The following is a 15,330-nucleotide window of genomic DNA, read 5'->3' on the forward strand; positions in this document are numbered from 1 at the left end:
CAATCCCTCCTAATTTTCTTTCGCTCTTAAGATGAAAAGCCGGGAGCTATAATCCTTCTGCCCGATATCCGTGGCCGTCTCTCCCGCAGCATAGTCGGCGACGCGCATGCCTGTGAACATCAGCTCGTCCCCATAGTAATCTCCATCTTTTCCATCTATTGTATATAGTACCTCTTTATCGAGCCCTTGTAAATACAATCTGTGATACCCGGTATTTACCGGCTGCAGAATCCGGTAATATCCGACCAGCGCCTGCTTTTTATCCCGGGACACGACCATCCACGCTGTCTCATTCCCTTCAAAAGGACTTAAAAGACGGTAAAACCTGCCGGTCTGGATAAATTTGCGGTAAGTTTTCATGAACTGAATCTGTTTTTTCACTTCTTCCTGTTCTTCCGCTGATATCTGGTTCAAGTCCAATTCATATCCAAAGGTACCGAAATACGCCACATTTGCACGCATATCGATGGACGTGCTTCTGCCCATCTGGTGATTTGGGGAAGCGGATACATGGCTTCCCATGCTGGATAGAGGGTAGACCATCGATGTTCCATACTGTATCTTCAAACGCTCCACGGCGTCCGTGTTGTCTGAAATCCAGCCCTGCGGCGCATAATACAGCATCCCCGGGTCAAAACGGGCGCCGCCGCTGGCACAGGATTCAAAGAGCACCTCCGGAAACTTTTGTGTCAGCCGCTCATAAAGCGCATATACGCCAAGGATATACTCATGCATGACCTTTCCCTGTGCTTCCCGTCCACGTCCCGCCGAGAACACCTCCGACATACTGCGGTTCATATCCCACTTAATATAAGAGACGGGGGCTTCGGATAAAATTTTTCCCATCTGTTCCCCAATGTAATCTACAATTTCCCTTCTTGAGAAGTCGAGTACATACTGGTTTCTGCTGGCGCATTTGGGATAATCCGGATCCGCCAGCACCCAGTCCGGGTGCATCCTATACAACTGGCTGTCCTCACTTATCATTTCCGGCTCGAACCAAAGCCCGAACTTCAATCCCTTGGCCGTGATTTTCTCCGCTATCCCTTTCACTCCCTCAGGCAGTTTTTCCGGGTTGGCCTGCCAGTCCCCCAGCGACGTGGTATCATCGTTCCGCTTCCCGAACCATCCGTCGTCCAGCACGAACAGCTCCACGCCTAGCTCCTTTGCCTTATCCGCTATGTGCAGAAGCTCGGCTTCATCAAATTGAAAATAAGTGGCCTCCCAGTTGTTGATGAGAATAGGCCTTTCCTTATCCCGCCAGTATCCTCTCGCCAGCCGTTCTCTGTAGAGCTCATGGTAAACTTGGCTCATGCCGTTTAACCCGTCGCTGCTGTACACCATCACCGTCTCGGGAGCCTGAAAGGTCTCCCCACGGCCCAGCGTCCAGCAGAACCCCTCAGGATGAATGCCCAACATCACTCTGGCAACATGAAAATTATCCACTTCCACCTGCGCCAGAAAATTACCGCTGTATATCAGACTGAAGCCAATCGCCTCGCCGCTGTGCTCCGTCGTCTGCGGACGCTTTAGTGCCAGAAATGGGTTGAATTGATGACTGCTGCATCCACGGATGCTTCCAATATTCTGGATTCCACAATGAAGCTTATGGCTGTGGGGCGTTCTTTCCCTCGCCCACGCTCCGCACAAATCCATCATCTCATACTCCGCGTCCGGTAGATCCAGACACATGCTCATGGCACGCTCCAGCTCCAGCTTTTCCCCGCCAAAGTTTGTAATCTTCATGCTCCGGGCAATCGCCGGACTTTCTGCAAAGACCGTATAAGTGAGCGTATATTCTGCCCCCAGCTTTTCATCGCGGAAGCGAAGTTCCAAAGACTGCCCTTCCTCCCCGCTCTCCATATAAGTGGCGGGCAGTCCGGGGAGTGGCTTCTTCCCGTCATAAATCTCATGTCCCACAAAAGAAAATCCGGTCACATGACTTCCATTGCCGCGCCTTAAGACCATTGCCGCCTGACGCACATCTCCTCTGCCATATACCGGATATTCCTGCCTCACATGCTCCATAGAAAAATTAGGAAGGACATAGGCCGCCATGTCCCTCCTGCAATATTCCAGTAAATGTGAGAATCGTTCTCTGTCCTTGATTCTTCTCCCAAAATACAGCTGGCCTGCCTGCCCGTTGGGCAGAATAGCAATCACATAACTGATTTTATCGTTGTACAAATGGAATTCTTTTGTCTCTTCATGATAGTTAATTCCCATAATATTACCTCTAAAAACGATGTGCTATAACAAAGAAAAGTATAGCAGGTCAAATAAGCTTCCTATCAGTAAAACAGTGATACTGACCGTCAAAAAGACAGCCGGATATCGAAAATACTGAAACTTCCTTTTCCAGTTCTCACTGACTGTCTTTGCCTCTTTCTTGCGGACCGCAAAGAAAAAAGCAGACAAGAGCATGCTCACACTTCCCGCGATCAGCAGCGCGCTGATTGCTCCTTGTGCGGCCGGGACAGGAACCATGGAAGGGTCATAGAAAACTTGTCCTAAAAGCGCTCCGATAATCCCGGTAATCACCGAAAGCCCCAGCCCGATTACGATACAGCGGGCCGCATCCATCCACATTTTATATACCAATTCCTTCTTACTCATTCTGCTTTTCTCCTTTGCGTAATCTTCTATAACTCTGTTTCACCTGCAAAATGACAGGCCACAAAATGATTGGGAGCAACCTCCTTCAATTCCGGCGCCTTCTGTCTGCAGCACTCCTGCGCTCTGGAGCACCGGTTCTGGAACTTACATCCGGCCGGTGCGTTGATCGGGCTGGGTACATCCCCCTCCAGTACGATTCGCTTCCTGTCGGTCTCGATATCCGGATCCGCAATCGGAATGGCGGACATCAGCGCCTCTGTATAAGGGTGCATCGGGTGGGAATACAGCTCCTCGGAATCCGCCAGCTCCATGACTGCCCCCAGATACATGACCGCGACACGGTCTGAAATATGTTTGACCATGGCAAGGTCGTGGGCAATGAATAGATAGGTCAGTCCCAATTCCCGCTGGAAACGAATCAAAAGATTCGCAATCTGTGCCTGAATGGACACATCCAGCGCCGAAACCGGCTCATCACAGAGAATAAACTTCGGCTCTACCGCCAGCGCACGGGCGATTCCTATTCGCTGGCGCTGTCCACCGGAAAACTCATGGATAAAACGGTTGGCATGCTCCTGATTCAAACCTACCATACGCAAAAGCTCTCCAATCCGCTCCTGACGTTCTTTTTTTCCCGTATACAGGTGGTGGATATCCATTCCTTCCCCGATAATCTCGGCTACCGTCATACGTGGATTCAGAGAGGCGTAGGGATCTTGAAAGATGATCTGCACATCCTTTGAAAATGCCTTTCTCTCCGCACCCTTCAGGCTGTGGACATCTTTCCCGTTGTAGAGCACCTTCCCTTCCGTAGGCTTGTACATGCCCACACAAGTCCGTCCGCAGGTCGTCTTCCCACAGCCGGATTCCCCTACGACTCCCAGCGTTTCGCCGGGCATAATCTGGAAGGAAACGTCATCTACAGCTTTCAATATATCTTTTCCGCCTACCTGAAAATATTTCTTTAAACCTGTCACTTCCAACAGTGGTGCTTTACTGCTCATTTGTCCTGCCTCCTCTTGTAAATGCAAATTTCTTGGCTTTCTCCAGAACCTCCTGCGGCGCGTCCTCCGCATAGAGCCAGCAGGCGGCGCTGTGCGTCCCGTCTTCTCCGAAGGCTTTCACCGGAGGCTCCTCTTCCAGACAAACATTCATGCATAATTCGCAACGCTTCGCAAACGGACATCCCTTCGGCGGCGCCACCAGATCCGGCGGCGTCCCCCGGATAGTCCGAAGCTCCTGCTTATTTTTCCAGTCGAGACGGGGCACGGCGCCAAGCAGCGCCCATGTATACGGATGCTTAGGCTCATAGAAGATTTCTCCTTTTGTCCCCCGCTCAATAATTTTTCCCGCGTACATGACAGTAATCACGTCCGCGAATCCGGCCACCACTCCAAAGTCGTGGCTGATCAATATTATGGACGTTCCGTCTTCATCCCTCAGCTTTTTCAAAAGCTCCATGATCTGGGCCTGAATCGTCACATCCAAGGCGGTAGTCGGTTCATCTGCAATCACGAGCCGTGGCTGACAGGCAACAGCCATCGCTATCATGGCACGCTGACGCATGCCTCCTGAGAATTCAAATGGGTATTGTTTGAACCGGCGCTCTGCATTGGGAATCCCTACCGCCCCGAGAAGTCGGATTGCCTCTTCCTTGGCGTCCTTTTTGCTCCATCCGTGAATACAAAGATTTTCCATAATCTGTTTTCCCACACGCATGGTAGGGTCAAGGGCCACCAGCGCGTCCTGAAATACCATGCTGCATTCTCCGCCGCGGTATTTTGACAACTCTTTCTTAGTCATGGCAGCCACATTCTTTCCGTCAAACAGAATCTTGCTTCCTTCCTTAATCTTGCCGGGCTTGCGGATCAGGGACATAATGGAGCGTGCCGTCACACTCTTTCCACATCCTGACTCCCCGATGATCGCCATGATTTCACCCTGCTTTACGTCGAAGGATATCCCGCGTACAGACTGTACCTCCCCTGCATAAGTGTAATAAGAAACCCGAAGGTCCTCCACCTGAAGGAGGGGCTGATTCTTATTTATTTCTTTCTTTTCGTTTTGTTCTGACATCATATTCCCTCCTAATTACGAAGCTGGGGATCCAGCGCGTCACGCAGTGCGTCCCCGATGACATTAAATGAAAGTACCAGAAGGCTCAGAAGTACACATGGCACTACGAGCTGGTACGGGTAAAACGCCATAGCGGTCTGTCCCTGCGCCAGCATGGAGCCTAAGCTGAAGTTGGGCGGCATCAGGCCGATTCCCAAGAAGGAAAGGGAGGATTCGCTGAATATAACGCTGGGGATGGCCTGTGCCATTTCCAGAATCAAAAGGCCTACGGTGTTCGGAAGCAGATGCTTCACGATTCTATGGGCATTGGAACTGCCCAGCGCTTTAGATGCCAGCACATATTCGCTTTCTTTCAGTTTCAGAAGCTGCCCCCGGACCAGCCGCGCAGTGCCCGTCCAAGAAGAAAAGCTGAGTGCGAACAAAAGCTGTATGTATCCATTTCCAAATACGACCAAGAGCAGTGTGACCAAAATCAAGTTGGGCAGACAGCTTAATACTTCCACGATACGCATCATAATCTCGTCCACGATACCGCCCACCGTCGCCATAATGGCGCCGTACAGACAGCCGATTACAAGCTGTACCACAGAGGCTACTGCCGCAACAAGCAGGGAGGCCCGAAGCCCTACCCACGCACGGGCAAATAAATCACGCCCCATGGAGTCTGTTCCGAACCAGTATTTAGAATTCGGAGCAATATTTTTCTCTCCCCCGGCTATGGTAATGTAATCCTTGCCGGATATAATCGGTCCTAAAATGGACATGATAATCATGACTACCAAGATAACCAAAAAGAACATGGCTACCTTATTTTTATAGAAACGCCGCGCCGCATCTGCCCAGTATCCGATATTTTTGCGGACCACCTCATCACCTTGCAGTGTCTCTTGATCTACGAACGCATATCTTTCGGATGCCGGCAGCTTTACAGAATTCGTCTTACTATTCATCGGTACCCCTCCTTAATCCTTCTTATTGATAATCTTGATACGCGGATCTACGATTCCATACAATATATCCGTGATAAAGATAGATACAATCGTGATTGTACTGTAAAATACCGTCATTCCTAAAATCATGGGGATATCTCTGCCCGTAACACTTCTGACATAATAACTGCCGACTCCGGGTATTCCGAATACGCTCTCAATGAACAGAGAACCTGCCAGCACTCCCGCTATGGTTCCGGGAAGAAATGTGATAATCGGAATGAACGAGTTCCGCACTACATGGTGGAGCACTACCTTTGATTCCGACATACCGATGGCACGGGCCGTCGTCGTACATTCCTGATAAATCGAATCCAGCATGGCTATTTTTGTAGTACGCGCATATCCTGCCACATAGAACAAGGCTCCCGCAATGGTGGGAAGAATCGTGTACTCCCAGCCTCCGAACCACATATCAACGCCCTTTGGCCAGCCGATGATCGGCAGATGGAAAATCCCTGCGTCCCCGGCACAATACAGCTGCAGAACAAGCGCAATTACAAGGGACGGAACCGAAGTCACGAACATACAGAATATCAAAATTCCGTAGTCCACCGGCCCACCCCGCTTCATAGCGGCAATGATGCCCAGCATGATTCCAATAAGTACACCAAGCACAATCTGCTGTGAATTCAAACGTATCGTCGCCGGCAGCCTTGTTGCCAAAATCTTCTGTACCGTATCTCCAGACTTCACGATAGATTCGCCGAAATCTCCGTGGAGCGCATTTTTCAGCGTCACTACATATCGCTCGACTACTGGCTTATCGTAGCCGTATTTTTCAATCACACGTTCCTGCGCCGCCTTGGGCAGCTTGACGATCTTAGCCGTCAATGCATTGCCGGGAATAGACGCCAGCGCAAAGAATGTCCCTGTAAATACAAGGAACAGTGTGATAATCATGTAAAGAAATCTCCGTAATAGGAATTTCCCCATCACCTGCCACCTCCTGTTTTTTCATAAAAAACGTGCGGATAACCTGTCATTTCCCTGCTATCCGCACGCTGTCGTTACTTTTTTACTCTTCTATATAAGCATATTTGTAATCCCAGTCAAGACCAAGTGTTCCCTGAAGAATCTGTGCGCCCTTAAAGTCGTTGCTAAGGAAGATTTCAATCGGTGAAACGTAAATCGGTGTCAGAACTGCTTCATCACACAATATCTGCTCACATTTTCTATATAACTCTGCACGTTCTGCGGTGTCGATCGTTGATTTTGCCTGCTCAACAAGGGAATCATACTCTTCGCTGGAGAATTTCTGAACGTTGGAACTTCCACCCGTTACGAACATATCGATGTATGTCATTGGCTCGTTGTAATCTGGAGTCCAGCCGTTGACACTGATATCCCAGTCCTCGCCGTTTACCTCTGTTCCGTACTGTGCCCAGTCAGCTAATACCTTAAGTTCAAGGTTGATTCCAAGCATTTTCTCGATGCTCTGCTGATAGAACTCCTGCACCTGAAGTGCCTTTGATGTGTCGCCGTAGCACAGGTAGGAAATGGTGTATTTGCTCAAATCATCTGTCTGTAATCCCAGCTCGGTAAGTCCTTCTTTGAAGAGTGCCTGTAACGCTTCTTTATTTCCGCGGTATGCCTTTCCTTCATCCTCCCATAGCCCGTCGTCGCCTACCTGTGAACGGTAGGATGAATCTCCAAGGGTGATACTCTCCGGTACGAAGGTATTGGCCTGTGTGCCAGTTCCGTAGATTGTATCGCAGATTTCCTGTCCGTCGATAGCGTATCCGACTGCTTTACGGATTTTGGCGTTGCCCATCAGCCCGCTCGGTCCACCGTTCATCTGGAAGCTCATCCACCACGGTCCGACTTTATCATTGTGCACCTGAGTGATTTCACCATTTTCGGCCAATTCTTTGTATTTGTCCAGATACTCGCCGGATGTATTCTGTGTGGAAACGAAATCTCCCTGCAGGAACATCTGGTCAATTGTTGTCGCCTCGTCTACATAAGTCATATCGATTTGGGAAAGCTTCACACTGTCCGCATCCCAGTATTCCTCATTCTTTTCCAGCACGGCGGTATCTTTGTCGCTCCACTGTGTAATCTTAAACGGGCCGGAGAATACCATGCCGTCGATGGATGTTCCGTAGTTCTCGCCCACACTCTCAACAATGTCTCTGCGGAGCGGGAAAAATACTGCATTTGCCAGTTTATCCTTAAATGCCGAATCCACAGCAGTCAAAGTATATTCTACTGTCATGTCGTCAATCGCTTTAACGCCGACTGTGGAGAAGTCATCTGTCTTACCGTCGTAGTAATCCTGTGCTCCCACCAGTCCCCATGCGAAGAATGCACCGTTGCATACAAGTTCCGGATTTAACAGTCTCTCTACTGCAAAGACATAATCATCTGCTGTGACCGGTTCTCCGTCACTCCAGTTATTTTCACGAAGTTTAACAGTATATGTAAGTCCGTCCTCTGAGATAGTACAGTCGGAAGCTCCGGCGTTTTCAAGAATGGCATCTCCATCCTCGTTTATCTTGTAACGGAACAATCCTTCCATGACATTCGACAGAATGGTAGCACTGGCAGTATCACTACACTGTGCGGTATCAAATGTACGAAGGTCAATCTGTATTGCGCCAATAACTTGTCCCTCGTCTCCTTTGGCCCCGCCAGATGTTTCTTTTGATTTGTCCGAGCCTCCACAGCCTGTCAGCAGCGTTGTAAGCGTAAGAGTAGCTGCCAATGCGATTGCTCCAAGTTTTTTCTTTCTCATCCTTTTCTTTCTCCTTTCGTGTCATCCACCTATATACCACCGTAGTCCCTTTTTCGTGTACATGAACTTTTTTTCATAACTACGATTTTTATTATTTTATCACTGGAGCAAAGCATTGTCAATAGTTATATATTTTTTTGATTATTTATTATTTTTTTGGATATTTCGCTTAGTTTTAATCCACGTTCTCAGACTAAATACCTTGAATCTGGTACACCCAAAAGCTCTCGCAGATTTCCTCATGCTCATTCATAATGGCATGAGGCCTGTTGGCCTCGATATAGATGGAATCTCCTTTTTTTAGATGATGCTTCTCCCCCTCAATGTCAACGGTCAGCACCCCTTCAATCACAGTTCCCATCTCATCATACAGATGACGGAAACTGTCCGTATGGCTTGGTTTCCCCGGTTCAATGGTAATATACTCGTATTTCTGTTTCCGTCCAAATTCAATCATTTCCATCTTTTGATTCAACTCAGGAATCTGGACGACCCGCTGTTCCTCCTTCCGGACAATCAGCTTCTTCGTGGTATTGGACGTCAAGAGCCATGCCGGCTCCACTCTTAACACCTCACATATATTCATGAGATTGTTGATTGTAAGGCTGGTCTTATCCTGCTCTACCGTACTCAAATACCCCACCGACAATCCGGTATACTCCGCCATCATCTTGATGGTATATCCCTTCTCCTTGCGGAGCTGCTTAATTTTCGCACCGATATTCTGTTCTTCTACATCTCTCTGCTCTTCCATACTTACCGCCTTTCATTTTTCTTGAAATACAAATGATAACTTTCCTTGTCCACACAGCAGAACGGAACCCACTCCATTCCACTAAGTTTTTCTTCGTCCGGCAGTTCCATCATCTCCTCTTCTTCCGACAGCGCCGCAAGTATATAGGGTCCGTAAAATACGGACACGATATCCGGGCAGTCCGGTGTGGCCTCAATGTGGAAATTGCAGCTGAATTCTATATCAATCTGCTGCTTCTCCCCGCCTGCCTCCAGCGTGATTTGGATATACCCGTCTTCTTCCGCATATGTAAGGCTTGGTTTTCCATTCACGAAAACATGGTACTCGTCTGCATTCCATGACGGTCTGCGCACCCGTATCACGGTATCTCCCATAGCCTTGGCTTCCATAGGCCAAACGGCAAGAGAGACCTTGCCCGGATTCTTCATCTCTGTTTGAAGCTCCGCGCAGATTCCTTTTTCTTCCCATTCCAGCTTCGAAGGGATAAACAGATTGACATACAGTACGTCATCTTCTCTGTAATAAATGGAATCGATATATTTAGACTGGCTCTCCAACCCGGTTCCATGGCAGCATGAATTCTCGTCGTCGAACTCCTTGCTGCTTCCCGGCGCAAGAGGCATAAAATAGGTGTTGGCTCCTGTTACCGCTTTATCCGTCGACGCCACCGTGTGATTCAGCACCGTCCTCTCATAATAGTCCATCATTTTGACATCGGGTTCGTATTGATAAAGCTGCTGTGTCAGCTTCAGCATATTGTAGGATGCGCAGCTCTCCGCGGAACTCTTTGTCAAGCGTCTCCCAATCTCTTTTACGGGGTGGAACATCTCCGCCTCCCCAGTACCTCCGATGGCATAGATATGCCCCTTTGTGACGGCGTCCCAAAAATACCGGGCAATGTCGTAGTAGTTCTTTTCCCCCGTGACCTCAAAAATCTTCATTGCACCGATAATCTGCGGGATATGTTGATTGGCGTGAAGTCCGCTCAGTGCGTCGACCTGCATCTCCATAGGCAGGAACAGCTTTTCATTGTCAAACATTCTGGCCGCTGCCAAATGGTCTGCTTTACCGGTCTCTTCATAGAGGGCAGCGAGGCTCTCATTGATTCCTCCAATCTCCCCTGCAATGTACATGCTCCACATTTTGTCCCGCTGCTCTTTTGTCAGTCTGGCCAGTCTATTGTAAGTCCAATCTCCAATCTTGTCCGCAATTTCAAGAGCCTCTTTTAGGCCCGCAAATCTCCAGCAGTCCAAGAGACCTGCCAAAATTTTGTGCAGTGTATAATAGGGTGCCCAAATGGTGGGATAGACAGTATAGACCTCCAGCAAGTCAAACTGCTCTTCCGAGTATCCGCTTAAGAATCCGTATTTCGTGTTCCCCGATGCGGCAAAGGCATCCTGACACTTTTTAAGTTCTCCCACCATATAGCGCGCTTTCTCCAGAATCTTGTCGTCGGCAGTGGCATGGTAGCACAGTGCCAGCGCGGATAAATAGTGTCCGGTAGTGTGTCCTCTTAACTGGGAATCGGGTGCGTCCCATCCAATCATCTGTGGTGCATCCTTCGTATCCAGTCCGGCCGCCTCTCTGAAATTGTACAGCATCTGATCGTCGTCTGTCGTCAGCAGAACTTGATGCATTCTCTCCTGCGCATCATAAAAAACGCTTCCCGATTCCAAAAAAACTCTGCTTTTCTGATTAGGAGCCGCAAGGCTCTGCAGTCTGGGTGTCTTGTCTCTGTGGGCCGTCTCCAGAACTTCCACAGCATCAACGAGAGCCTCCGCCTGCTGCAGCGCCCCCTCGACTGTCCCTTTTATGCTGGTCTCCCCCACATCGGAAAGACACTGCCTGCGCCCGCCTTCCCAGCTCACACTGCGCATAATCGTATCCCCGTCTTCTGTCTCCACCGGTATAGATTCCGGCAGATAAAAATCTTCCTTCACCTTTACCTGCTTGTGAACTGTATAGATTTTCCGGATTCGCAGCTCTTTCTTCTCCTGAAGTATTGTAACCTCGTAGACCTTTTTCTCTGATACCTCCCCGTGGGCAAAAGTGGCCGTAAGTTCTACCGTCCGGTTTCCCATACCAAAGGCTGGCCGCCTGACTGTTCCGTCCGGCTTCAAAAGTCCTTCATGGTTAGACTCCCATGTGATGCTGGAGCCATATTCGCCAGTCAATGGCAGCTTCAAATCAAACTCCACCGTATTCAGATTGCCTAGGTATAGATTCTTTTTGTCATACTCTACAATTTCTCTGTCAGTCAACTTATTTTTCATAGCTTCTCCTTTTCAAAAGTTCATAATTATGAATTTTTTATTGTTTTATATGAATATAGCATATTCTTCCTGTTCAGGCAAGGACAAAAAAGAACCATACACCGGTAAAATCCAGTGCATGGTTCTCTTGATTGTATATACCATGGAGCGCTATGCCCCTGTATCATACTATTCTTCTGTCATTCCGGCAAATTCAGCTGAATCTTCTTCCACATCTGTTTCCACATTAATGTCGTCCTCAGACAGCAGGTTCTCATTGATAACATCCTCTGCCTCGCCGTCTTCGTCGTCGAATTCGTCAAACAAAATCTCGTCGTCCATTCCGACTTCTGTATCCAGCTTTACATCACGGTATTTTCTCATACCGGTACCTGCCGGAATCAATTTACCGATGATAACATTTTCCTTCAGGCCAATCAGCGGGTCAACCTTTCCTTTAATAGCCGCTTCTGTCAGGACCTTAGTCGTCTCCTGGAAGGAAGCCGCTGAAAGGAATGAGTTGGTAGCCAGTGAGGCCTTCGTGATACCGAGCATTACCTGCTCGCCGGTAGCCGGTTCTTTGCCCTCTGCCTCCAATGCTTCGTTGGCGTCTTCAAAATCAAGAATATCCACCATAGTGCCCGGAAGGAACTCGGTATCTCCGCTTTCTTCGATACGGATTTTCTTCAACATCTGGCGTACAATCACCTCGATATGCTTATCGTTGATTTCAACACCCTGCAGACGGTAAACTCTCTGCACCTCCTGAAGCATGTAGTCCTGCGCGGCACGCAGTCCTTTGATCTTCAACAGGTCATGCGGGTTGATACTACCTTCTGTCAGCTCGTCTCCGGCCTCCAGTACCGCTCCGTCCATCACTTTAATTCTGGAACCGTAAGGAATCAGGTATGCCTTTGATTCTCCGGTCTCGTGATTGGTGACGATGACTTCACGTTTCTTCTTTGTATCGTTGATATTTGCCACGCCGCCGAATTCCGCGATAATCGCAAGTCCCTTCGGCTTTCTCGCCTCAAAGAGCTCCTCGACACGGGGAAGACCCTGCGTGATATCATCACCGGCAACACCGCCCGTATGGAAGGTACGCATGGTAAGCTGTGTACCCGGCTCTCCGATGGACTGTGCCGCGATAATACCTACCGCCTCACCGACCTGTACCGGCTCACCGGTAGCCATGTTGGCGCCGTAGCATTTTGCGCAGATACCGATGTGAGATTTACAGGTAAGAATGGTACGAATCTTCACCTTCTTAAGCGGTGAATTGCCGTTTTCATCCACACCGAACTTCATAACCCGCTCCGCGCGTCTCGGTGTAATCATATGGTTTGCTTTTACAAGTACGTTTCCGTCCTTGTCGCAGATTGTATTGCAGGAATAACGTCCTGTAATACGCTCCTGTAAGCTTTCAATCTCTTCATTGCCGTCCATGAACGCATGCACGTACATACCCGGAATCATGCCCTCTTTTTCACCACAGTCTACTTCACGGATAATCAAATCCTGAGAAACGTCTACAAGACGTCTTGTCAAGTATCCTGAATCGGCAGTACGAAGGGCCGTATCAGAAAGACCTTTACGGGCTCCATGTGCAGACATGAAGTATTCCAGTACGTCAAGACCTTCACGGAAGTTTGACTTGATCGGCAGCTCGATAGTACGTCCGGTCGTGTCGGCCATAAGACCACGCATACCGGCAAGCTGTTTGATCTGCTTGTCAGAACCACGGGCTCCGGAGTCAGCCATCATAAAGATGTTGTTATATTTATCCAGACCGGAAAGCAGGGCCTCTGTCAACTCATCATCGGTTGCCTTCCATGTCTCTACTACTTCTTTGTAACGCTCTTCTTCTGTGATAAGGCCACGCTTGAAGTTCTTCGTGATTCTATCCACTGTATCCTGAGCCTTCTCGATCAGCTCCGGCTTCTGCGGAGGCACGGTCATATCGGAAATGGATACGGTCATAGCCGCTCTTGTGGAGTACTTGTAACCGATAGCCTTTACATTATCCAATACTTCGGCAGTTGCAGTAGCGCCGTGTGTATTGATAACTTTTTCCAGAATCTGCTTCAGCTGTTTCTTTCCTACGTGGAAATCCACTTCAAGAAGGAGGTCGTTGCCCTCAGCCTCACGGTCGACAAAACCTAAATCCTGCGGAATAATCTCATTGAACAAGAAACGTCCGAGGGTGGACTCAACAATCCCCGTCAGGCACTCCCCGTCGGGCGCCATCTTGTTGACACGAACTTTTATTCTCGAATGGAGCGTAATTGCACCATTTTCGTAAGCAAGAATCGCTTCATTTACACTCTTGAAGGACTTTCCTTCTCCCAAGGCTCCCGGTCTTTCCTGTGTCAGGTAGTAGATACCGAGTACCATATCCTGAGATGGAACGGCCACCGGGCCACCGTCTGAAGGCTTCAGAAGGTTGTTCGGAGAGAGCAGAAGGAAACGGCACTCTGCCTGTGCTTCCACGGAAAGCGGAAGATGCACGGCCATCTGGTCACCGTCAAAGTCGGCGTTGTATGCGGTACATACAAGCGGATGAAGCTTAATAGCCTTACCTTCTACCAGAATCGGCTCGAACGCCTGAATTCCAAGTCTATGCAGTGTGGGGGCACGGTTCAGCATAACCGGATGCTCCTTGATTACATCCTCCAGCACATCCCATACTTCCGGCTGAAGTCTCTCTACCATCTTCTTGGCGTTTTTAATATTGTGCGCAGTTCCGTTCGCAACCAGCTCTTTCATAACGAAAGGCTTGAACAGCTCGATTGCCATCTCTTTCGGGAGGCCGCACTGGTAAATCTTAAGCTCCGGCCCTACTACGATAACAGAACGTCCTGAGTAGTCAACACGCTTTCCGAGAAGGTTCTGACGGAAACGTCCTGATTTACCCTTGAGCATATCGGAAAGAGATTTGAGCGCACGGTTACCAGGCCCTGTTACCGGACGTCCGCGGCGGCCGTTGTCGATGAGAGCGTCAACAGCCTCCTGAAGCATTCTCTTTTCATTTCTCACGATAATGTCAGGCGCTCCCAGTTCGAGCAGTCTCTTTAAACGGTTATTTCTATTGATAATTCTTCTGTACAAATCATTCAAGTCAGAGGTGGCAAAACGTCCGCCGTCGAGCTGAACCATAGGACGCAAATCCGGCGGGATAACCGGGATTGCGGTCATGATCATCCATTCCGGCTTATTTCCTGACTCACGGAAAGCTTCCACTACTTCCAGACGTTTTACGATTCTTGCCCGCTTCTGCCCGGTTGCACCGTTCAGTCCGGTCTGCAGTTCTTCGTATTCTTTATCCAAATCTATTGCCTGCAGAAGTTCCATGATAGACTCTGCACCCATACCGACGCGGAAGGCGCTTCCCCAAGTCTCTCTTGCATCCTGATATTCCTGCTCGGAGAGAACCTGCTTGTACTGAAGGTCAGTCTCGCCCTTATCCAAAACGATATAGGAAGCGAAGTACAATACTTTCTCCAATGTTCTCGGAGACAAGTCAAGAATCAATCCCATACGGCTCGGAATCCCCTTAAAGTACCAGATATGGGAAACCGGCGCCGCCAGCGCAATGTGCCCCATACGTTCACGGCGCACACTGGCTTTGGTAACTTCTACGCCGCATCGGTCGCAGACTACCCCTTTATAACGAATCTTTTTATATTTTCCACAATGACATTCCCAGTCTTTGCTTGGCCCGAAAATCTTCTCACAGAACAGACCGTCTTTTTCCGGCTTCAGTGTTCTGTAGTTGATTGTCTCCGGCTTGGTAACCTCGCCACGGGACCAATCAAGAATTTTCTCCGGAGATGCCAGACCAATTTTAATCGCATCAAATGTCATCGGCTGATACGTTGCTTCATTTTTAGTTTCTGTCATATCGGC

Annotated in this window: 10 protein-coding genes; all 10 read right to left on the reverse strand. The window is 49.0% G+C overall.

Features of this window, described 5'->3' with window-relative positions:
- Nucleotides 1–9: 9 nt before the first annotated feature.
- Nucleotides 10–2,226 carry an alpha-galactosidase gene (locus tag BN6465_RS06845; protein ID WP_066733084.1) on the reverse strand — a complete coding sequence of 739 codons (2,217 nt, stop codon included), beginning with the start codon at nt 2,224–2,226 and terminating at the stop codon, nt 10–12.
- Between the two features lie 24 nt (nt 2,227–2,250).
- Nucleotides 2,251–2,616, reverse strand: a complete 366-nt coding sequence (locus tag BN6465_RS06850; RefSeq protein ID WP_066733086.1) for a hypothetical protein — start codon at nt 2,614–2,616, stop codon at nt 2,251–2,253.
- Between the two features lie 26 nt (nt 2,617–2,642).
- Nucleotides 2,643–3,620, reverse strand: a complete 978-nt coding sequence (locus BN6465_RS06855) for an ABC transporter ATP-binding protein (RefSeq protein ID WP_066733088.1) — start codon at nt 3,618–3,620, stop codon at nt 2,643–2,645.
- Nucleotides 3,610–4,692: an ABC transporter ATP-binding protein gene (locus BN6465_RS06860; RefSeq protein ID WP_066733089.1), complete on the reverse strand. Its 1,083-nt coding sequence runs from the start codon at nt 4,690–4,692 to the stop codon at nt 3,610–3,612. The genes BN6465_RS06855 and BN6465_RS06860 overlap by 11 nt, the downstream gene beginning before the upstream one ends.
- 11 nt (nt 4,693–4,703) lie before the next feature.
- On the reverse strand, nt 4,704–5,642 hold the full coding sequence (locus BN6465_RS06865; protein ID WP_082891620.1) for an ABC transporter permease: 939 nt from the start codon (nt 5,640–5,642) through the stop codon (nt 4,704–4,706).
- Between the two features lie 12 nt (nt 5,643–5,654).
- Entirely contained in the window at nt 5,655–6,584 is a 930-nt protein-coding gene (locus BN6465_RS06870; RefSeq protein WP_227183621.1) for an ABC transporter permease, read from the reverse strand.
- Between the two features lie 115 nt (nt 6,585–6,699).
- Nucleotides 6,700–8,418 carry a peptide ABC transporter substrate-binding protein gene (locus BN6465_RS06875; RefSeq protein ID WP_066733094.1) on the reverse strand — a complete coding sequence of 573 codons (1,719 nt, stop codon included), beginning with the start codon at nt 8,416–8,418 and terminating at the stop codon, nt 6,700–6,702.
- A gap of 193 nt (nt 8,419–8,611) precedes the next feature.
- On the reverse strand, nt 8,612–9,172 hold the full coding sequence (locus BN6465_RS06880) for a cupin domain-containing protein (RefSeq protein WP_066733096.1): 561 nt from the start codon (nt 9,170–9,172) through the stop codon (nt 8,612–8,614).
- A 2-nt stretch (nt 9,173–9,174) separates the two neighbouring features.
- Complete coding sequence (locus BN6465_RS06885; protein WP_066733099.1) at nt 9,175–11,445, reverse strand: beta-L-arabinofuranosidase domain-containing protein; 2,271 nt, start codon at nt 11,443–11,445, stop codon at nt 9,175–9,177.
- Nucleotides 11,446–11,613: 168 nt separating this feature from the next.
- Complete coding sequence (gene rpoC, locus BN6465_RS06890; protein WP_066733101.1) at nt 11,614–15,324, reverse strand: DNA-directed RNA polymerase subunit beta'; 3,711 nt, start codon at nt 15,322–15,324, stop codon at nt 11,614–11,616.
- Between the last annotated feature and the right edge of the window lie 6 nt (nt 15,325–15,330).

The sequence above is a fragment of the Bariatricus massiliensis genome (assembly GCF_900086725.1).
Classification (GTDB): domain Bacteria; phylum Bacillota; class Clostridia; order Lachnospirales; family Lachnospiraceae; genus Allocoprococcus; species Allocoprococcus massiliensis.

What these genes read in the sequence shown, in the direction of transcription:
- BN6465_RS06880 (WP_066733096.1), bottom strand. Translation starts at nt 9,172, where the DNA reads ATGGAAGAGCAGAGAGATGTAGAAGAACAGAATATCGGTGCGAAAATT.
- BN6465_RS06860 (WP_066733089.1), bottom strand. Translation starts at nt 4,692, where the DNA reads ATGTCAGAACAAAACGAAAAGAAAGAAATAAATAAGAATCAGCCCCTC.
- BN6465_RS06845 (WP_066733084.1), bottom strand. Translation starts at nt 2,226, where the DNA reads ATGGGAATTAACTATCATGAAGAGACAAAAGAATTCCATTTGTACAAC.
- rpoC (WP_066733101.1), bottom strand. Translation starts at nt 15,324, where the DNA reads ATGACAGAAACTAAAAATGAAGCAACGTATCAGCCGATGACATTTGAT.
- BN6465_RS06865 (WP_082891620.1), bottom strand. Translation starts at nt 5,642, where the DNA reads ATGAATAGTAAGACGAATTCTGTAAAGCTGCCGGCATCCGAAAGATAT.
- BN6465_RS06885 (WP_066733099.1), bottom strand. Translation starts at nt 11,445, where the DNA reads ATGAAAAATAAGTTGACTGACAGAGAAATTGTAGAGTATGACAAAAAG.
- BN6465_RS06850 (WP_066733086.1), bottom strand. Translation starts at nt 2,616, where the DNA reads ATGAGTAAGAAGGAATTGGTATATAAAATGTGGATGGATGCGGCCCGC.
- BN6465_RS06855 (WP_066733088.1), bottom strand. Translation starts at nt 3,620, where the DNA reads ATGAGCAGTAAAGCACCACTGTTGGAAGTGACAGGTTTAAAGAAATAT.
- BN6465_RS06875 (WP_066733094.1), bottom strand. Translation starts at nt 8,418, where the DNA reads ATGAGAAAGAAAAAACTTGGAGCAATCGCATTGGCAGCTACTCTTACG.
- BN6465_RS06870 (WP_227183621.1), bottom strand. Translation starts at nt 6,584, where the DNA reads ATGATTATCACACTGTTCCTTGTATTTACAGGGACATTCTTTGCGCTG.